Annotated in this window: 18 protein-coding genes; 5 read left to right on the forward strand and 13 right to left on the reverse strand. The window is 34.4% G+C overall.

The window, feature by feature from the left end; translation table 11 throughout:
- Positions 1 to 282 precede the first annotated feature (282 nt).
- On the forward strand, positions 283 to 1,509 hold the full coding sequence (locus A9G28_RS05690; protein ID WP_065580039.1) for an RtcB family protein: 1,227 nt from the start codon (positions 283 to 285) through the stop codon (positions 1,507 to 1,509).
- A 530-nt stretch (positions 1,510 to 2,039) separates the two neighbouring features.
- Here A9G28_RS05690 and A9G28_RS05695 read toward each other — a convergent pair.
- Complete coding sequence (locus tag A9G28_RS05695) at positions 2,040 to 2,741, reverse strand: JAB domain-containing protein (protein WP_081301513.1); 702 nt, start codon at positions 2,739 to 2,741, stop codon at positions 2,040 to 2,042.
- A 153-nt stretch (positions 2,742 to 2,894) separates the two neighbouring features.
- On the opposite strand from A9G28_RS05695, the gene A9G28_RS05700 reads away from it, so the two are divergent.
- Positions 2,895 to 3,644 (forward strand): hypothetical protein, encoded by a 750-nt coding sequence (locus A9G28_RS05700; protein WP_065580040.1) that lies wholly within the window; start codon positions 2,895 to 2,897, stop codon positions 3,642 to 3,644.
- A 954-nt stretch (positions 3,645 to 4,598) separates the two neighbouring features.
- Here A9G28_RS05700 and A9G28_RS14080 read toward each other — a convergent pair.
- On the reverse strand, positions 4,599 to 4,676 hold the full coding sequence (locus tag A9G28_RS14080; RefSeq protein ID WP_442903048.1) for an IS3 family transposase: 78 nt from the start codon (positions 4,674 to 4,676) through the stop codon (positions 4,599 to 4,601).
- A 524-nt stretch (positions 4,677 to 5,200) separates the two neighbouring features.
- On the opposite strand from A9G28_RS14080, the gene A9G28_RS05715 reads away from it, so the two are divergent.
- From A9G28_RS05715 to A9G28_RS05725, 3 genes are all read left to right on the forward strand, one after another.
- Positions 5,201 to 6,277, forward strand: coding sequence for a hypothetical protein (locus A9G28_RS05715; protein ID WP_065580042.1), 1,077 nt, complete (start codon positions 5,201 to 5,203; stop codon positions 6,275 to 6,277).
- 114 nt (positions 6,278 to 6,391) lie between these two features.
- The gene (locus A9G28_RS05720) at positions 6,392 to 7,357 is read left to right on the forward strand and encodes a hypothetical protein (RefSeq protein WP_065580043.1); all 966 of its coding nucleotides are present in this window, start codon (positions 6,392 to 6,394) and stop codon (positions 7,355 to 7,357) included.
- An 81-nt stretch (positions 7,358 to 7,438) separates the two neighbouring features.
- Positions 7,439 to 7,888, forward strand: coding sequence for a hypothetical protein (locus tag A9G28_RS05725; RefSeq protein WP_065580044.1), 450 nt, complete (start codon positions 7,439 to 7,441; stop codon positions 7,886 to 7,888).
- A gap of 154 nt (positions 7,889 to 8,042) precedes the next feature.
- Here A9G28_RS05725 and frr read toward each other — a convergent pair whose 3' ends face one another.
- From frr to miaB, 11 genes are all read right to left on the reverse strand, one after another.
- Positions 8,043 to 8,600 carry a ribosome recycling factor gene (gene frr / locus A9G28_RS05730; RefSeq protein WP_065568208.1) on the reverse strand — a complete coding sequence of 186 codons (558 nt, stop codon included), beginning with the start codon at positions 8,598 to 8,600 and terminating at the stop codon, positions 8,043 to 8,045.
- Between the two features lie 29 nt (positions 8,601 to 8,629).
- Entirely contained in the window at positions 8,630 to 9,364 is a 735-nt protein-coding gene (gene pyrH / locus A9G28_RS05735; RefSeq protein ID WP_065580045.1) for a UMP kinase, read from the reverse strand.
- A gap of 118 nt (positions 9,365 to 9,482) precedes the next feature.
- Positions 9,483 to 10,340: a translation elongation factor Ts gene (tsf, locus tag A9G28_RS05740; protein WP_065568206.1), complete on the reverse strand. Its 858-nt coding sequence runs from the start codon at positions 10,338 to 10,340 to the stop codon at positions 9,483 to 9,485.
- A gap of 84 nt (positions 10,341 to 10,424) precedes the next feature.
- Positions 10,425 to 11,162 carry a 30S ribosomal protein S2 gene (rpsB, locus tag A9G28_RS05745; RefSeq protein WP_065568205.1) on the reverse strand — a complete coding sequence of 246 codons (738 nt, stop codon included), beginning with the start codon at positions 11,160 to 11,162 and terminating at the stop codon, positions 10,425 to 10,427.
- A 375-nt stretch (positions 11,163 to 11,537) separates the two neighbouring features.
- A complete protein-coding gene (locus tag A9G28_RS05750; protein WP_065580046.1) occupies positions 11,538 to 12,341 on the reverse strand; it encodes a PoNe immunity protein domain-containing protein in 804 nt (267 codons plus the stop codon).
- 861 nt (positions 12,342 to 13,202) lie between these two features.
- Positions 13,203 to 14,384 (reverse strand): serine hydrolase, encoded by a 1,182-nt coding sequence (locus A9G28_RS05755; protein ID WP_065567307.1) that lies wholly within the window; start codon positions 14,382 to 14,384, stop codon positions 13,203 to 13,205.
- Between the two features lie 14 nt (positions 14,385 to 14,398).
- Complete coding sequence (mrdB, locus tag A9G28_RS05760) at positions 14,399 to 15,505, reverse strand: peptidoglycan glycosyltransferase MrdB (protein ID WP_081301515.1); 1,107 nt, start codon at positions 15,503 to 15,505, stop codon at positions 14,399 to 14,401.
- A gap of 2 nt (positions 15,506 to 15,507) precedes the next feature.
- The gene (gene mrdA, locus A9G28_RS05765) at positions 15,508 to 17,445 is read right to left on the reverse strand and encodes a penicillin-binding protein 2 (RefSeq protein ID WP_065580048.1); all 1,938 of its coding nucleotides are present in this window, start codon (positions 17,443 to 17,445) and stop codon (positions 15,508 to 15,510) included.
- Positions 17,446 to 17,463: 18 nt separating this feature from the next.
- The gene (locus A9G28_RS05770; RefSeq protein ID WP_065580049.1) at positions 17,464 to 18,495 is read right to left on the reverse strand and encodes a PhoH family protein; all 1,032 of its coding nucleotides are present in this window, start codon (positions 18,493 to 18,495) and stop codon (positions 17,464 to 17,466) included.
- A gap of 37 nt (positions 18,496 to 18,532) precedes the next feature.
- Entirely contained in the window at positions 18,533 to 19,012 is a 480-nt protein-coding gene (locus tag A9G28_RS05775) for a zinc-ribbon domain-containing protein (RefSeq protein WP_065580050.1), read from the reverse strand.
- A gap of 105 nt (positions 19,013 to 19,117) precedes the next feature.
- On the reverse strand, positions 19,118 to 20,545 hold the full coding sequence (miaB, locus tag A9G28_RS05780; RefSeq protein ID WP_065567302.1) for a tRNA (N6-isopentenyl adenosine(37)-C2)-methylthiotransferase MiaB: 1,428 nt from the start codon (positions 20,543 to 20,545) through the stop codon (positions 19,118 to 19,120).
- Between the last annotated feature and the right edge of the window lie 77 nt (positions 20,546 to 20,622).

The raw sequence follows: 20,622 nt of genomic DNA on the forward strand, positions 1-20,622 counted from the left end.
TAAATATTTATAACTTTTTAGAATAAATTATAAAAAATTAATCAACCAAAATCCATTAAATTTCTATTTTCATCTATTTTAAACTTATTTTTGTTTTTTTAATCAAAACAATACTAATTATTTTTACCATTTTTTAATTTTTGGCACGCTTTTAGCAATATTTATCATACGGAATCACAAAAAAAGATTTTATCGCCCAAAGGGGGAATAAAATCCAAAAATAAAACAGAGCTTATAAACTTAGCAACTTAGCATTGCATGAAATTAAAAAGGAGTGAAAAAATGAGACAATATGAAGTATTAAAAACCGAAAATACTAAGCCGATAAAAATGTGGACAAAAGGCGTACCAGTAGAGCTTGAAGCTAAAGAACAACTATTAAAATTGGCACAATTACCGTTTATTTTTAAACACATCGCTGTAATGCCTGATGTGCATGTAGGTAAAGGATCAACTATCGGTAGCGTGATTCCTACTATTGGTGCAATTATACCTGCTGCGGTTGGTGTAGATATTGGCTGTGGAATGATGGCAGTACAAACTTCATTAACCAAAGCTGATCTACCTGACAAACTAGCCCCCTTACGTTTAGCGATTGAAAAAGCCGTACCACATGGTTTAACGCCAAAAAAAATAGGTCGCGATCAAGGTAGTTGGCAAAATCCACCATTAATTGTGGATCAATATTGGCAACAGCTATTACCAGAATTTGAAAAGCTGACTGAAAAATATCCACATTTTTTAAATACCAATAACTACCATCATTTAGGGACATTAGGAACTGGTAATCATTTTATCGAAATTTGTTTGGATGAAGCTGATCGGGTTTGGATTATGTTACATAGCGGTTCACGTGGTGTGGGTAATGCTATTGGAGAGTATTTTATCAAAGTAGCTAAACAAGACATGGCTACTTATTTTATTGATAACTTTTTACCAAGCCAAGATTTAGCCTACTTTGTTGAAGGCACTGAGCATTTTAATGATTATCTTATGGCGGTAAATTGGGCTCAAGAGTTTGCCCGTTTAAATCGTGAAGCGATGATGCATAACACAATTAAAGCCATCGGTAATACACTAAATATTGAGTTTATTAGTCATCTACAAGCTGTTAACTGCCACCATAATTATGTTCAAAGAGAGCATCATTTTGGTCATAATATTTTTGTAACACGTAAAGGAGCGGTATCAGCTCGTAAAGGTGAGCTAGGGATTATTCCGGGCTCAATGGGTGCAAAAAGCTACATTGTGCGAGGACTTGGTAATGAAGAAAGTTTCTGTTCATGCTCACATGGTGCAGGGCGAGTTATGAGCCGAACAGCAGCAAAAAAACAATTTACCATTGAAGACCACATCAAAGCTACCTCACATGTTGAATGCCGTAAAGATGCTGATGTGATTGATGAAATCCCAATGGCATACAAAGATATTGATGCAGTAATGACAGCTCAAAATGAACTGGTCGAAATTGTCCATCAATTACGGCAAGTCGTGTGTGTAAAAGGGTAAAAAATATCGAGGAGTAATCCTCGATATTGGTGGAAATAAAAAGATTAAAAGTCTTAATTATATTAATGGTTATCTAAAATAATACATTACTATCGAGATTATTCCATTTGATTAAAATAACTAATTATTTTAATGATAAAATATTTAACGGATTAGCAATGAAAAAAATACTCAAAATTCAACTATAGCCACCTCAAATAGGGCGACTATTCAACCATTTCCAATAGTATGGGATAACAATAAAATCAGTATTTATCCGTTTTTACTACCTTAGAAGCGCTACTGAATCGTTTGCATAATTAATGGAAATAGGAACATTTGTTAAACCTAACAATGACGTTTTTTGCGCTGAACTTAACTCTGTTGATAATAGATTTATTATCTCATCATGATCAATTAAAGAATCATCCTCTTTTAGTTTATCTATATATCCCTCAAAATTATGGGTAATAAGTTCTAAAATATTGTCTGGATAGTTTTCTCTTATAAACTCTAGATCTTGCTCTTCTAACTGTTTATAAAACGCACTATTATTTTAAATTAATAATTCTCTTAACCACCCTCACTGTAGTCCCCAAAATCTTTGCAATATTTTCAATAGATACGCCCTTTTCCAGTAACGCATTAATTAGTATTTCCTTTTCAGATTCAGCTTTTTCTCGACGAGCTTTTTCTGCTTTTGCTTTCTGCTGAGCTGTTTTGGTCTTATCCCTCTCAACCGCTAATTTTTCTTTTGCAATTTGTTTTTCTTGTTTACGGATGCGTTCAACTACTTGGTAAGTCGGAACATATTTCAAGCTTTGTTCAAGTTCAGCCATCAGTTTGATGTTGCGAAAGCTGATATAGGTTTTTGGGGTGATAATTAAGTGGTCGGTAAGCTCGATATTTAAAATATGGGCAACTTGAATTAAGCGGTCGGTGATATCTTTATCCGCCTCTGAGGGGATTAGCGATCCTGACGGGTGATTATGCACCAAAATCACCCGTGAGGCGTTTTTCATCACCGCAATACGAAACACGTTCATTGGTTCAATGTTGACCGATTTATAAGACCCAAGCGCAATTAGTTCAATATACAGGATATAACCCGCTTGATTCATACCAATCATCCAAAGATGTTCCTTTTCTTGGTCGATCTTGTCTTCACGCAATAACACACGCTGCATAATGCTATACACGTCGTCTGTGCTTTCAATATAGCGTTTATCATGTTTGGTTAGTTTAATATCCATCTTATCGCCTTGTAAAATCAAACGAAAAATAATATAGCATATTCTGTTTATGCTGGGCAGTCGTTAATCAAATAATTCCACCTGTTCACTTTTTAGGTTATATTATTTGTAAAAAATATTCAGGATTCTATACCGTTTCAAAGGAGATCAACAATGTATCACACTATTTTACCCGAAGAGCAACATTCTGCTGCTAAGCGCTTTTTGCAACAAGTCCCGTCATTAATCGCAACAAGTTCATTATGTCGACGCCTTAAGCCTGTCGCATTACTGATTGACATTGCGCCCATGACGTTAATTGCTCTGCCACATAGCTTGATTGCCAATAAATTTCACCTTTCACCACGAGCTGCTCAAAGGCGAGATAACGTTATTCGTCAGTGGCTAGCGCAGTATGAGCCAGATCTTTATCAAGCAATACTGAATCTTACACAAACGATGCCGGTAGAAGTGTCTAGACAAGCTCAGGCATTTAAGTTATGGCTGACCAAGCTACTTGGTACGTCAGTTATGCCTTGCGATTATTGTGGATCGCTTAGTACAGTTCGCATTGGGCACCGCCTTAATTTTCGTTGCCGAACCTGTCGCCGAACGTTTAATCCTCTCAAAAAGTATTATCTTGATAAATTATCTCATTGTGAACTGTGGTTACCTTTTGTTGATTTATTACTACAAGGTGAGACATTTAAAACGATTAGCCAACAATTGGGAATTAATACCGATACCGTCGCTAAGTGGCAACGTTATTTTTTGGAGATAATGGAATTACAAGGATTTTTGGCATTGGCTAACTATTATCAAATAAAGCGATGTCAACGTTACCGTCAAACATGGTTAGACATGCACACTGATGACTCGTTTTTACCCGTTAGCAAATCGCATTTTAGATCTAAATCATCATAATGTTTAATGCATTTGTAAAAAAGATTCAGGATTCTATACCGTTTCAATCATAAATTATTATGCTCAATGATTTGTTAATGGTAATAGGCAAAAGACTTTAGCATCCTTAACGTGTTAAAAATTTAGATATAAATTAGAATAAATAACCTAAAGGAGTAGAAAACAAAAATTAGCAGAATTAGCACAAGCTACATGATATCCATTGTAATCAGGGATGGGGATTTCCATCACCGAATCGTGATTATAATGTGCGTGGATAAGCGACACGATTTCTGAACTACATTTTAAGGCGGATAAGTTAGAGCGTTTTTTGCACAAGCCTTAATGAACTTAAAATAAGACAAGAAATACAGAGTGGCAATCCAATCTGATGAGTGCCACAGTATAAAATAAGTGGGCGATGCGCTGGCTGATTTGGGTAATTAATTATTGCTTCAAAGCAAGCTTACTTGATATTTTTTGTATTCCACCAATAGAATAATGACAGCATAATAAAATTGCTGGATATATTATAAAATTAAGGGTTACCAGTGATGTAATACCTAAAAATCCCATAATAAAATCTAGATTAAAAACCGATTTATTAGCCTCATCCATAACTAACATGAAGACAATAGGTGACATTAAGATAATTAGAATACCAATTGGCACTCCGCACATCACTAAACCCATCGGCCGATTTATTTTATATAAAAGAAAGATTGAAATCAGAATAAAACAGAAATAACACAAACCATAGCACATCAAATAATATAATTATGGTGTGCGATGTTTTGCGATAATCATCCGATAACACCATTGGTAACTTAGATAGGCACCTATAAAATTAAACAATACGATAATTAATAAATTAATTATTTTCATTAGTTTGCCCTTTATTATCTTCAATTTCTTTTACAGCTTATGCCAAAGAGTCTGGTGGTATGTCCACACTTTTTAGTACAAAAAATAAGGTCATCGATTTCTTTTATATTCAATCGGCGACTGTCCATTTAATATTGAATGAAGCCTGTTATAATTAAACCAATCCACATAGTGATTAAATTCCAATTTAAGTTGCGCCAGTGATCAAAAATAGTATTTGGCATAAATTCTGGTTTTACGGCTTTAAATGTGCTTTCTGCAATTGCGTTATCATAAAGACAGCCTTTGCGACTTAACGACCGTTTAATTCCAAATGCTGTTAAGCATTTATCAATCAAATGATTATCAAACCCTTTTCCTCTATCAGAATGAAAAAACTCAATCGTCTGTAAGTTCATGGATATTTGACTCATCGCTTGCATGACCCGTGCCGCTGTTTTATGCCTGCCAGCACTTCGTCCCACTATTTCACTCAGCAATATATCTTGTGGTTGCTACGTCAATTGTCGCTGATAATAGAAACGATTTCCCGTTACATTTAAACATCGACATAATGCACGTAAACGGTATCGATTGCCATTGTTTTTACCTTAGGTTACTTATATAAAAATTAATTTTTTCTACCCTTAATCTTAGCTAATTTATATACTGGAATAGACTTAAAATCATTATTTAGTGAACAATAATTTGAAATGAAAAAAATAATATTAATATTATGTATATCAATAAGCGCTATCTGCAATGCTAAGGAGCATTGTTCAAACAAAATAGAAGCTAAAAACTATTCGTTCGAGATTAATTCAAAATCGTATAACTTTATATCTTATCGTTGTGATGATGAAAATAATGAATTTTCAAAACCCGCTATATTAGAAGTAAAAGGTGATAATGTGGATTATCAACTTGAAAATTTGATTGGATCTTATCATTCACTTGATGTTCAATTTGCCAATTGGAATAATCAACCCGCATTGTTTTACAAGCATGCAACAACAAATAATATTCAAGGCTACATTCCAATAACAATTCAAAACAACAGACTAACTATTGATTGTAGCTATGTTAAGAGACGGTTAATCAACTTGATGGAAACCCGATATTCTTATTGCACTGAAAGAAAGCAGATTAACAATATTAAAGATTTAAATGGTTCCTTGGCTCTTTTTGATCCTCGCCAATTAAATTCTTACTCCTATTTCCCTCACACTGATGAAAGTTTATTACATAAAAATTTTGATGTTTTTGTTGGTAAAGTGGGTGATATTAGTTTTTATCAACACTATCAATCAATTAAGGATTATGATTTAGATAAATATACAGTAATAGTAGCAAATAAAGATAAGCAATATCATTTCAAAAATGTCGAAGTATTTCAAAGAATTAAAGAATTAGGTGAATTTGAATACCAACATATGATTGGTTTAGATATTCTCAATTCTAACGGTAATTTTACTTTTTATGATATGGACAGGCTTTCAGATATACTGGATAACTCAACCGAAAAAAGCGATATTCATTCTTATATTCAACTGGAAAAAGTTCAACTTTATGAACAACCAGACTTTCAATATCCAACTTATAACTATTTAAAAAGAAACGATTTTGTCAAAATTTTAGATGTAGAATTAGACAATGAGAAACTCAAAAAAACTAACCTTTATGAAATTTATAAAATGAGAAAGCTTTTATGGTTTAAAGTGAGCTATCAAAGTGAAAAATATGGTGAAATAATTAATTGGGTACCATGGAATGCATTTTACGCCGACTAGTAATTGCACGCCTAAATAAGCATAGACTATCAACTAAAATGCCATAAATTTCTATAAAATAATTCTTAAATGCTGTTAGTTTGAGAAGTGGATAATATGATTAAGTGAAAGAATATGAAAACAATAAAATACATTATAGTGGCTATCTTATGTTTATCCAACTTTGTATTTGCCAACTATTTTTATCGAATCGAAATCAGAACGAATGGCAAGTATAAAGAAGAGTATTATTACAATTATAATAATGATTTTGCTGGTAATGCAACTTTATATATCAATAATATCACCAATCATCCTAAGCTTTTAACCGAAAATGAGTATGACGCAGAGTCTGATGATAATCTTTCAGCTGATAAAAGATTAGCGTCATTACCTAAAACAGAATTAGAAAGTGAACTGCAATTTGGATGCTTTTCGGACTCAGAATTAGATATATTTGAAAAAAAATCTAAAGAAATAGAATTTTTACAACACAAGACAACTAAAGATTACTATTTCAAAATCGTTTTATCTATAAAAGGCTGCGCTTATAAAATGGTTGGCATTAATGTTTACCGAAAAAAAGACGGTGGTTTGTTACAAACAATTAATGATGCTGCTATTAGTGATTATGAATTTATGTCAATCGAAACAATAAAAAACGGTGATAGCACAGTAATTCATAGACCTGAAGGCACTGATGATTACAATTTTGATGGCATTGATAATGATTTTTTTATTTCTAAAACAACCGATGATGTAATGGGGGTGCCTACTTTTCATCGTTTTTACTCCTTTGATAAGAAAAAAGGAAAATTTGTTTATCTGAATTTAGATGGTCTCGATATTTCTTTTGATGAAAAGAAACAACAAGCCATTCAGAAAAAAATTTGTCCAATTAAAGAAGATAACGACATTGTAATCACTAAAACTTTTCAATTTGACACTAAAAAACATAGCTATACCTTACTTAATTCGGTATGTAATTATAAAAGACGTAGCACGAATGATTCAGATAAAGTGTTTTCTCGTCAATGCACACAAAAAGAAGATAATTATTGCAAAAACGAAGATGAACTAGATAATGATTTTGGGTTTTAATACGAGATAGCTTTAATTAAAGCAAGAAATAAATCAAGCTGAAATTGAATTAGAAAATAAGGTAATTGACGGAAAAACAAGATGATTAAACGATTCGCTTATTTAATATTCATCAACTTACTATGCCTATCTTTTACATCAAAAGCTGATGAGATAACACTTGAATCGATTCCTTCAACAGAAGGCGCAGGATTAATATGTCGCAAAAATAAGATTGAGATTAATATTTATGGTGAAACTTATCGTGGAAAAATTACCGTTATAAAAAACAGTAATAGATACCAAGTTATCTCAAATGCTGAATATTACAATGTCCCAATTTACTATCATGATGACAATGATGAAAATATAAAGTCAGAAGTAGTATTCACGGTTACTAAAAGATATTTTATACAGAATAAAAAAGTTGTTTCCGCAATATCATCAGATCCAATAGATAAGGAAAAAGCTGAAGAAGAATTATCATTAATATCTATAGCATTAAAGGAAGCCCATGAAAATAAAAAGTGTTTATCTTGGAATATTCAATAATAGTTAAAACAAGCTAATATATCTTGTTTTTATCCATACCCATGCTACTTGTGCTGAAAAGTTGAAAATATTATATACATAAAATAGCAACATTTTAGTAAATAAAAAACGCTCAGTTTTATAAAACCAAGCGTTTGCAAGGAAAAAAGATAAATTAGAATTCCATTAACTCTTTTTCTTTATCGGCCAGCACAGCATCTAATTTTTTGATTGCAGCATCGGTTGCTTTTTGGATTAAATCTTGTGCTTTACGCTCATCATCTTCAGATATTTCTTTATCTTTTAGCAATGCTTTAATTTGATCATTGGCATCACGGCGAATATTACGAATCGATACTCGACCTTGTTCTGCTTCATTACGAACAATTTTGGTTAAATCGCGGCGGCGTTCTTCTGTAAGCGGTGGCAAAGGTACACGAATTACTGTGCCTGCTGACGCAGGATTAAGCCCTAAATCTGAAGTTAAAATCGCTTTTTCAATAGCTGGCGTTAATGATTTATCAAATACGGTTATAGCTAGTGTTCTTGCATCTTCAGCAACAACATTGGCTAGTTGACGAAGTGGCGTTGGGCTACCGTAATATTCAACCATAATGCCATCTAATAAACTTGGTGATGCGCGACCAGTTCTTACTTTAGAAATATGATTTTGAAATGCATCAATACTTTTTTCCATGCGCGTTTGCGCTTCTTTTTGAATCTCGTTTAACATAATAAAAGCCTTATTTAAGATAAAGATAATTAGCTGGTTACTGTTGCTTTGTTACTAATTAATGTTCCTTCTTGCTCACCTAATATGACGCGACGCAACGCACCTGGTTTATTCATATTAAACACACAAATAGGTAGATTATGATCTCTTGCTAATGTAAATGCCGCTAAATCCATGACTTTAAGTTCATCATCTAATACTTTTTCATAGTTAAGCGTCTTATAAAGTGTTGCATTTGGATCTTTTACAGGATCAGCTGAATAAACACCATCAACTTTGGTTGCTTTTAAAACAACATCTGCTTCGATTTCAATACCACGCAGGCAGGCTGCTGAATCCGTGGTAAAAAAAGGATTACCCGTTCCTGCTGATAAAATAACGACTCTACCATGACGAAGCAAGCTGATTGCTTCAGTCCAACGATAATCATCACAGACGCCATTTAATGGTATCGCTGACATTAAACGCGCATTAACTTCAATTCGGTGCAACGCATCACGCATCGCAAGGCCATTCATAACCGTTGCAAGCATCCCCATATGATCACCAACCACTCGGTTCATCCCAGCTTTAGCAAGTCCTGCGCCACGAAATAGATTACCACCCCCAATAACAACAGCAACTTGAACATTCATTTCAATCAGTTCTTTTATTTCTTGCGCCATACGGTCAAGAATAGTTGCATCAATACCAAAGCCTTCATCACCTTGTAGCGCTTCACCACTGAGTTTTAGAAGAATACGTTTATAGAAAGGGGTCACCATATTGAAGTCTCACTATTTCGTTGTTTAATTACTCAATAAGCTAACAAATTAGCTTGTCGTAATTTTAAAATATTTTGTAGATAAACAAAACCGCCTTAACGGCGGTTTTTTGAAACAATTAAGATTGTTTCGATATTGCAGCAACTTCTGCAGCAAAGTCAACTTCGACTTTTTCAATACCTTCACCTACTTCAAAACGAATGAATGAAGCGACTGTGGCTTTCTTTTCTTTTAGTAAATCACCAACAGTTTTAGAAGGATCCATAACAAAAGCTTGACCAGTTAATGATACTTCGCCAGTGAATTTACGCATACGGCCTTCAACCATTTTTTCAGCGATTTCACGTGGTTTACCTGATTGCATTGCAATATCGATTTGAATGTTACGTTCATGTTCAACAACATCAGCAGGCACATCACTTGGATCAACATATTCTGGTTTGCTTGCTGCAATATGCATTGCAATATGTTTAACTAATTCATCATCAGCACCATTAGCTGCCACTAATACACCAATGCGAGCACCATGTTGGTAACTACCAACTACGTCACCAGAAATTTCAGCAACACGACGAATACCAATATTTTCGCCAATTTTAGCAACTAGTGCAGTACGTTCTTCTTCAAATTTTGCTTGTAAAGCAGCAAGATCAATCATGCGATCATTTAAAGCTGCTGTTGCTACTTTTTCGCTAAATGCTAGGAAACCAGCATCTTTGGCAACAAAGTCTGTTTCACAGTTAACTTCTAAGATAACGCCATACTTTTTATCAGCAGAAATTTTAGAAATAATCACACCTTCAGCAGCAACACGACCTGCTTTTTTAGCTGCTTTGGCTTGACCTGATTTGCGCATGTTGTCAATTGCAAGTTCAATATCACCATTAGCTTCAACTAATGCTTTTTTACATTCCATCATACCTGCGCCAGTTCTTTCGCGCAGTTCTTTTACCATAGAAGCGGTAACTTCAGCCATTTTTTAATCCTCTATTTAACCATTGTGATGATTTTCATTAGAATGAGTGGACACTCAAGCATCCACCCGAAAATATTTGAGTTTTTACTCAGCTGCTGGTGCTTCTTCTACGAAGCTTTCTTCAGATACTGGAGATTGGTTTTGTTCACGACCAGAACGGACTGCCTCAGCAACCGCATTTGCATATAATTGAATTGCGCGGATTGCATCATCATTACCAGGAACAATGTAATCAATACCATCAGGATCTGAGTTAGTATCAACAACAGCAATGACTGGAATACCTAAATTGTTAGCTTCTTTGATTGCGATATGTTCGTGGTCTGCACCAATAACAAAAATCACATCGGGTAAGCCACCCATATTTTTAATTCCACCCAAGCTATTTTCTAATTTAGCCATTTCACGAGCACGCATTAGTGCTTCTTTTTTGGTTAATTTGTCAAATGTACCATCACTAGCTTGTGTTTCTAAATCTTTTAGACGTTTGATTGATTGACGTACTGTTTTCCAGTTAGTCAACATACCACCTAACCAACGGTGATTAACATAGTATTGTCCACAGCTTTCAGCCGCTTGTTTAATGGCTTCGCTAGCTGCACGCTTTGTACCAACAAATAAAATTTTACCTTTACGCGCAGCAACTTTGTTTAATTCAGCTAATGCTTCATTGAACATTGGTACTGTTTTTTCAAGATTGATGATGTGAACTTTGTTACGTGCACCAAAAATAAATGGTTTCATTTTTGGGTTCCAATAACGAGTTTGGTGTCCAAAGTGTACACCCGCTTGTAACATATCGCGCATTGATACTGTAGTCATGATTTCCTCATTTTGACGTTGGGGTTATGCCTCCACATATCCGCTTTAACCGACCTAATAACAACAAGTAAAAGGCACCCCGGAAAAGTGTGATGATATGTGTGTGTTATAACGTTAATTAATTATTAAAATTTAATGCTTAATTCATATTAATTGTCATTTACTATCTTATATAGAAAAACAATATGAAATGTAGCGCGCGTTTTATATCATAAATAGTATAAAATTACTAGCTTTATTTCTATTTATTAGCCGTTATCGAAGCTAATTATTGTTATTTAGAAGTAAGTGAGTTTTATTAAACTTTCACTATTTATTTAACAAGCAAACATAAAAACAAATAAAATCAAAGTTATTTTTATATGTCATTTAAAATTAATCTCCATGATTTGCCCGTGCATATTCAATCATATCTTTAGGGTAGTACATAAAGCGGTGTAACGTGCTGTCATCAATATTTTTTAAATATGCCACGGCGGCGGCTTCAAAACACCAGTAACCAACAAAAGAACAACAATCTCTGGAGTCGCCTTGTTGCAATAAGTGACTATCAATATAAACATTGCCTGCTTTACGTAGCCCATCGTACCAACGACGCAAGTATTCATCTAAGAATTTTAAGGTATCTTTAGGGGGCTCGGCATGAATCGCTTTATAAAGCGGGTTGCGAAAGCTCAGTTCTCGTGGCGTTTTTTCTTCGGTAATGGGATAGTTTGGAATTTTCATAGCAATGAGACTATCTAACGCTTTTTCTCGATTTTCTTGGTCAAAATCCACAGCTTTAACAATGGTTTCAAACCAATCTTGGCGTTTAAATAAAATAGCTAAACCTAATAAATTTGATAACGTTTCCGTTTCAAAATATTCCGTCAGGATAGTAATATCCATTCTATCATTAGGATTGGCAATATTATATTTATCTACATAATCGATAGAACTTTGCATATATTTTAAAATACACTCCATTCTGGATGATAATCCAATGATTTTTTTACCTACGGTATAATCTAAACAGAGTTGTTGATATTGTAGTCCTATCATAAATTCAGCATAACCATCTTTTTCCTTTTTCATATCACTATCAACCATACTAATTAGTTTGGTTAGTCTTTCTTGGAAATAATGGTAAAAATCTTCATCCAATAATTTTTGGCGACTTTTTTGTTCAAATTCTGTCATTTTAACCTCCTTATATTTTTTTATTTAAACTTATTTTTATGCATCACACATTTCTTCTTGGTTGTGACTAACGCCCCCTAAACCGGCCATTAAATGGCTAAACTCGCCACCAAGTTGCCCCAAAAGGCGATTAAGTTCATTCGACATGTTTTGCTCACCTATTATTCCTCATAATTTATCTTGTTTGTTTTTATTTTAGTTATTATTTCATTTTATACTCAGCATGACTGAGTGCAAAAAACAGGCGTTTTAGCTAAAAAGCATACACCGCTTTAGTGTAAAATTTAATCTTTCTTTTAAATTGTTAAATAAATGGTGTTTAATATTAATTGTTTATATTAGTTAAATCAGTCAGTGATAACCGTTTAACGCTTTGGCTGAATAAGGGATTTAAGTCATTTGATGCTTTATGAATAATAATTTATTAAGCCATTAAATTTAAAATAATTTCATGCTGAAACGGTATAGATTCCTGAATATTTTTAACAGAAATTCAGTAATTATTAATAAAGAAGATATCTCTTTTATTTATAACTAGTTATCAAATATAAGAAATTTAAAAATAAGTTAATAAAATAAAAAACTTTATAATCATGTAAGTGTAAATAACTAGATGTTTTCTTACCATTATCATCCATTATAATATATTGGTTAGTTTTATTAAGTTTGCATTGTTTATTTAATAAGCAAATATTAAAATAAAAAGTAATGATGAAAACTTAAATAAAATCAATATTTATCTGACAGTTTTTGAGCAGTTATTTTTTATATTAGACTATATTATTTTTGAAGGAGGATAGGTTGTTCTGTAAGCAATTACTTACAGAACGCAGAGCGATGATAGCAAAACTTGAATAAAAACTAGTGGAATAATCTATAGCATTGTAGCGTTATCCAATCCCATACACTACCAAAAAAGCCTGTTTCTTCAACATTTTGTAAAGCAACAAGTGGCTGTTCGTTAATAACTTTACCGTCAAGTAAAAATTGCATTTTGCCCACTGTTGCACCCTTAGCTATTGGTGCATAAATATAATCATCAATTTTATATTCAACTTGTACATCTGCTGAACGGCCTTTTGGCACTGTGATAAAGGCACCATTAATTGCACCTAATTGAATTTTATTTTCATCACCATACCAAATAGTTTCAGTTGCTAATGGCGCACCTGCTTTTATAGGATTTGCTGTTTCAAAAAAGCGGAATCCCCATACTAATAATTTTTTACTTTCTTCTTCACGACCTTTATAAGTACGGCCACCTAATACGGCTGAAATTAAACGAGTATTACCATCCACAGCAGAAGCAACTAAGTTATACCCCGCGGCATTGGTATGGCCTGTTTTAATTCCGTCTACATTCAGTGTAGTATCCCAAAGTAGCCCATTTCGATTAAGTTGTGGTTTAGATAATGTATAAGTAAATTCTTTTTCTTTGTAAATGGAATATTCTTCAGGTAAATCACGAATTAAAGCTTGCCCTAAAAAAGCCATGTCTTTAGCTGTTGTGTATTGCCCTGGCGCATCAAGCCCATGCACTGTTTCAAAGTGAGTATGATCTAATCCAAGTCTTTTAGCATAATCATTCATTAGGTTAACAAAAGCGCCTTGGCTCCCCGCAACGTGTTCTGCCATAGCAATACAAGCGTCGTTACCCGATGGGATAATAATGCCTTTATTAAGATCAGAAACCGATACCGTTTTACCGACTTCTAAAAACATCAATGATGATCCTTTTAAAATAGGGTTGCCTGTTGCCCATGCATCTTTACTGACCACAACCATGTCATCATTTTTTATACGCCCTGATTGTAGTGCTTGCCCCACCACGTAACTGGTCATCATTTTAGTTAAACTTGCTGGATCACGTTGTTCCTCGGCATTATATTGTGCCAGTATTTCGCCTGATTTAGCATCGATCAAAATATAAGATTCTGCATCCAACTTGGGGATAGCTGGAATAGGAAAAGCCATTTCAGCATTTGCTGATGAACAAACAGCAAGCGCGAATAACGCAAAAGATAATTTAAATTTCTTTTTCATTTATTTGGGTTCCGTTAAATATTTTTAGATAACATATATCGATGTGTGTGAATAGACATCATAATGCCAAAACTTGCCATTAATACGACTAAAGAAGAGCCACCATAACTTATTAGCGGTAATGGTACACCAACTACTGGTAAGATTCCACTGACCATACCAATATTAATAAACACATAAATAAAAAAGACTAAAATTAGCCCACCAGAAAGTATTCGACCAAAGGTGGTTTGTGCCTGAGCAGCAATAATAAGCCCTCGTACAATTAAACATAAAAAGAGAATAAGCAAAACAATAGAGCCGACAAAACCAAACTCTTCGGCAATAACGGAGAAGATAAAATCGGTATGTCGTTCAGGTAAAAATTCAAGTTGCGATTGTGTGCCTTGTAACCAGCCTTTACCCCATAGACCGCCCGATCCAATTGCTATTTTAGATTGAATGATATGATAACCTGCTCCGCTAGGATCAAGTTCGGGATTAATCAACATTAATACGCGTTTTTGCTGGTAATCATGCATTAAAAAGAACCACATAATCGGTAAAAAGACAGCGATTAAAATTAATGCAACAAGAATGTAACGCCAATTCATACCCGCTAAAAATATAATAAAAATACCTGACATAACAATTAATATTGCTGTACCTAAGTCAGGTTGCATCGCAACAAGTAATGCTGGCACACCAATGATAGCAAGTGTTTGTAATGTGGTTTTTAATGGTGGTGGACACCCATCTCGGTGAATAAATTTTGCTACCATTAATGGCACGGCTATTTTGGCTATTTCTGAAGGTTGAAATCGTAAAATACCTAAATCCAACCAACGCTGTGCGCCTTTACTGGTGTAACCAAAAATATCAACTAGTAATAGTATGATAATACAAACAATATATAGATACAGCGCCCATTTTTCATAAGCCCTAGGCGAAAACTGAGCTAAAATAATCATTACAGCAAAACCGAGCAATATTTGAATGGCTCGTTTTTGCATCATATCGATATTTTGACCCGATGCACTCCAAAGAATATAGAGGCTATAGCCAAGTAATAGCGTAATAAATAAAAAAAATAAGGGATCGATGTGTATCTTTTGCCAAAAAGATTTTTTGCTATTATTCATCATTAATCTTCAGTTCCGTCATTGGGTGATGGCTCATCCAGCTGTGTTGAATCATTACCTAGAAGGTAAAAATCTAAGATTTTACGAGCAACAGCGCCACCGTTCGAGCTACCGCCGCCACCATTTTCTAATACAATCGCTAGCGCTATTTTGGGTTTATCATAAGGGGCATAAGCAATAAATAATGCATGATCACGTAAATGCTCTGGGATCTTATGAGCATTATAGACTTCATCTTGCTTCAAGCCATAAACTTGCGCAGTACCAGATTTACCTGCAGCCTGATATTTTGCATCAGCATAAATCTTACGTGCCGTTCCTCTTGATCCAAACATCACTCGGTGCATACCTTCCTTAGCAAGTGCCCAATAAGCTGGATTAATATCACCTAAACTATTTGTTTCAATATAATTATCTGAATTAATCTCTGGTTGCCGTTTATTAGCGTTTAAAATATCGCTCTTTTTATATAATAAAAAATGCGGTGTATAGGTTTTTCCATTATTAATTAAAGTCGTTAGCGCTTTAACCATTTGCATTGGGGTTGCAGTCCAATAACCTTGACCAATACCGACAGGAATGGTATCACCTTGTAACCAAGATTTTTTATGACGCTTTATTTTCCATTCACGGCTCGGCATAACGGCACGGGTTTCTTCGTTTGGTGAAATATCAATACCGGTGCGTTTACCATAACCGAACTTAGCCATCCATAAGTTTAAGCGATCGATACCCATATCATAAGCAACTTTATAAAAGTAAGTATCAACCGATTCTTCAATGGCCTTTAATACATCAACCCGACCATGCCCCCATTTAAGCCAATCTCGATAACGTCGCTCAGTACCAGGTAATTGCCACCAACCAGGATCATCAACCACAGTTTTTGGCGTGATAACCCCTTCACTCAAAGCGGCAATAGAAATAAAAGGTTTAACTGTCGAAGCTGGTGGATAAGCGCCGAGTAACACACGATTAAATAGTGGTTTACTAGGATCTTTGAGTAATTCGCTATATTTTACACTCGATATACCGCCAACAAATAGATTGGAATCATAACTTGGACTAGAAACTAAAGCTAAAATCTCACCATTATTAGGATCCATAGCGACCACGGCGGCTTTACGCCCTGCCAATAATTGCTCTATATAAAGCTGTAATTTAAGGTTAATAGATAAATAGATGTCTTCACCAGCTTGTGGTGGATGTTTGTTTATTTGACGAACAATACGACCTCGGCTATTAACTTCAACCTTTTCATAACCTGGGGTTCCGTGTAATACGTCTTCATAATACCTTTCTATCCCCATTTTACCAATATTAAACGTAGCGACATAATCGCTGGACTTATTTTCATCATCTAAGCGCTGTTTATCTTGGCTATTAATTTTAGAAATATAGCCAAGAATATGAGTCAGTGATGCACCATAAGGGTAATAACGATGCTGTATCCCCACAATAGAAACAAATGGAAAACGATGTTGATCCACAACAAAACGCGCTATTTGTTTTTTGGTCAAATTTTCTTTTAGCGGTACAGGGCGATGAGCTTTATAATTGCGTCGTTCTTTTTGAAACATCTCAATATCTTCATCAGTCAAGCCAACAATTTTTTTTAATTCATTGAATTGTTCATTAAGGTTTTTTGTTTTATCAGGAATGATATTAAGCTGATATGTGATGTTATTAATTGCCAAAGGTGTACCATTACGGTCATAAATCATGCCACGACTAGGTGGGATAGGTATAATTTCAATTCGATTATTATTGGATTTTGTACTGTAATAACTAAAATTAGCAATTTGCAAATCGGCTAAATTACCAAGCAAAATAATAACCATTAAAATAATCGTAACAAATGCAAATAGCGCCCTACGAAGAAATAAATTTGCTTCGGCAGAATGATCTCGAATTACCGTTTTTTCTTTTTTACGTGAAATAGGAATAATAAGACTCCTTTATATACTACTTTCCGTATATTGCTGTTTAATATTCTGTTGTTGTTCTTCCCATTTTTCATAAGCATTAACAATTCTGGCAACCACTGGATGACGGACTACATCTTCACTATTGAAAAAATTAAAACTAATTTCATCAACTTGACTCAATACTTCAATAGCATGTCGTAAACCCGATTTTTGATGGCGTGGTAAATCAATTTGGGTAATATCGCCTGTTATTACCGCTTTAGAATTAAAACCTATGCGAGTTAAAAACATCTTCATTTGTTCAATGGTGGTATTTTGGCTTTCATCAAGAATAATAAAAGCATCATTAAGAGTTCGCCCTCGCATATAGGCAAGTGGTGCAACTTCAATCACACTTTTTTCAATTAGCTTTTCAACTTTTTCAAATCCGAGCATTTCGAATAACGCATCATAAAGTGGGCGCAAATAAGGATCGACTTTTTGGCTTAAGTCGCCAGGCAAAAAACCTAATTTTTCACCTGCTTCAACCGCAGGCCTAGTCAATACAATGCGACGGATTTGTTGCTTTTCAAGCGCATCAACCGCTGCAGCTACCGCTAAATAGGTTTTACCTGTACCAGCAGGCCCTATACCAAACGAGATATCATAATCTAAAACATGGGCAATATATTGTGCTTGATTTGCTGTTCTTGGTTTAATGATGCCTCGCTTAGTTTTTATCATTACCAACTTGCCGCCTTGATGATCAATATAAGCAGGCAAATGCTCACTTGCCTTTTCTAGCGCACCAGACTCTTTAATTGCTAGATGGATGTGTTCTGGCTCGATATCAATGATTTTATCTTTGGCTTTAGTTTGCTTATAAAGAGATTGTAAAATATCATTGGCTGCTTGGACACAAATCCGATCGCCAGTTATGGAAAATAAATTACCACGATGATTAATCTCAACACCAAGTCGACGCTCTAGCTGCTTAATATTGTCATTATAAGGACCACAAAGGCTATTAAGTCGCTGATTATCAGCGGGATCAAGCATAGTTTCATGTGTTATGATATTCAAATGTAAGCCCTCAAATAATTAAAACTAATAATTAAAACTAACTTTTAATGTATCCTTCACATAAAGAACACTTTTCAACACCTGTTAAAAAGTCCATATTACAATGATGACATGTCACAATATTACCAGAAACAACATGATCAACAGCACGTTGGGATTGATCTTGATCAAGACCCTGTGCTTTTAGTTTATTGATCAGCATTGAAATAGGTGTTCCACTTTTTAACTCTTGTTCAACATATGATGCAACTTGTTCTTCAAATGTTGGTGGCACATATTCCAGTACGTTTTCGTTGTAATCACTATTGCACTCATTACACTTTATATAACGTCCTAATGTTTCGTAACTAAAAATAGGAATAAAAAATAACGTAAAATATTTTGCCACTTTTATTTGTGTATATTTTTGTTTTTTTTCATCGATAGTGGTGTTTTGTTGCGAACAGCAATTTGGGCAATTAAATTGTCCACTATGTTCGTTAACTTCTCTTCCGCGAGTTCCAAATATTATAAACATATTATTTTCTTTTCCTTTAAATTCATCCGTAAGTTATTTTATTATCTTTATTATTTTATAAAAAATATGAAAAGCCACTCACATTGTGGCTTAATGATTACTACTTTAAGGTTGATAGATACCGACCCCTAACTCGTTTTCTTTACGAGTGCGTGAAATAACTGACATTGGTGATTCACTAACACGTAAATCCATTTCATCTTCAGTACGAACAACTCTACCACGTAGCGAATTTGGATAAACATCAGTAATTTCAACGTCAACAAACTTACCAATCATATCAGGACAACCTTCAAAATTCACAATTCGATTATTTTCCGTTCGACCCGTTAATTCCATAAGGTCTTTTTTGGATGGACCTTCAACTAAAATACGCTGAACCGTATTTAACATACGACGACTAAATTGCATAGCTTGTTGATTGATTCGTTCTTGAAGAATGTAAAGGCGTTGCTTTTTCTCTTCTTCCGAAACATTATCTTCCATTTCAGCAGCGGGTGTACCAGGGCGAGCTGAATAAACAAAGCTGTAACTTAAATCAAAATTGACATCAGCAATGAGTTTCATTGTTTGTTCAAAATCTTCTTGTGTTTCACCTGGGAAACCAACAATAAAATCAGAACTAATTTGAATGTCTGGGCGCACTTTACGTAATTTTCGAATAATGGATTTATATTCAAGTGCGGTATGCGTACGTTTCATTAAGTTTAATACGCGATCTGAACCACTTTGAACAGGTAAATGTAAAAAATTCACAAGCTCTGGCGTGTCACGATAAACATCAATAATGTCATCAGTAAATTCGATCGGATGGCTAGTTGTAAAGCGAATACGATCAATACCATCAATAGCGGCAACTAGCCGTAATAGCTCTGCAAAGGAACAAATATCACCATCAAATGTGGGGCCACGATAAGCATTAACATTTTGACCTAATAAATTGACTTCACGCACCCCTTGTTCAGCCAGTTGTGCAATTTCATAAATGACATCATCACAAGGTCGGCTAACTTCTTCACCGCGAGTATAAGGTACGACGCAATAAGTGCAATATTTATTGCACCCTTCCATAATAGAAACAAACGCAGTAGGTCCTTCGCTACGAGGCTCTGGCAAGCGATCAAATTTTTCAATTTCAGGAAAGCTGACATCAACGACATGGTTACCATTACCACTTCGAATCTGTTCAATCATTTCAGGTAAACGGTGAAAAGTTTGAGGCCCAAAAATAATATCGACAAAAGGGGCGCGTTTACGAATATGTGCACCTTCTTGCGAGGCAACACAACCACCAACACCAATAATGATATTTGGATTATGTTGTTTAAGATTTTTCCAACGACCTAATTGATGAAAAACCTTTTCCTGAGCTTTTTCTCGAATAGAGCAGGTATTTAGTAATAAAATATCCGCTTCTTCGGCATTGTCTGTTAATGTTAAACCATGGGTAGATTCAAGGAGATCAGCCATTTTTGTTGAGTCATACTCATTCATTTGGCAGCCCCAAGTTTTGATATGTAATTTTTTGCTCATCAATAACTCAGCTATATTTAATTGTTAAAATGAAAACGGGTTTAAATCCGTGATTTTAGCGAGCCATATTGTAATCT

The organism is Gilliamella sp. Fer1-1 (assembly GCF_001690825.1).
GTDB lineage: Bacteria > Pseudomonadota > Gammaproteobacteria > Enterobacterales > Orbaceae > Gilliamella > Gilliamella apicola_C.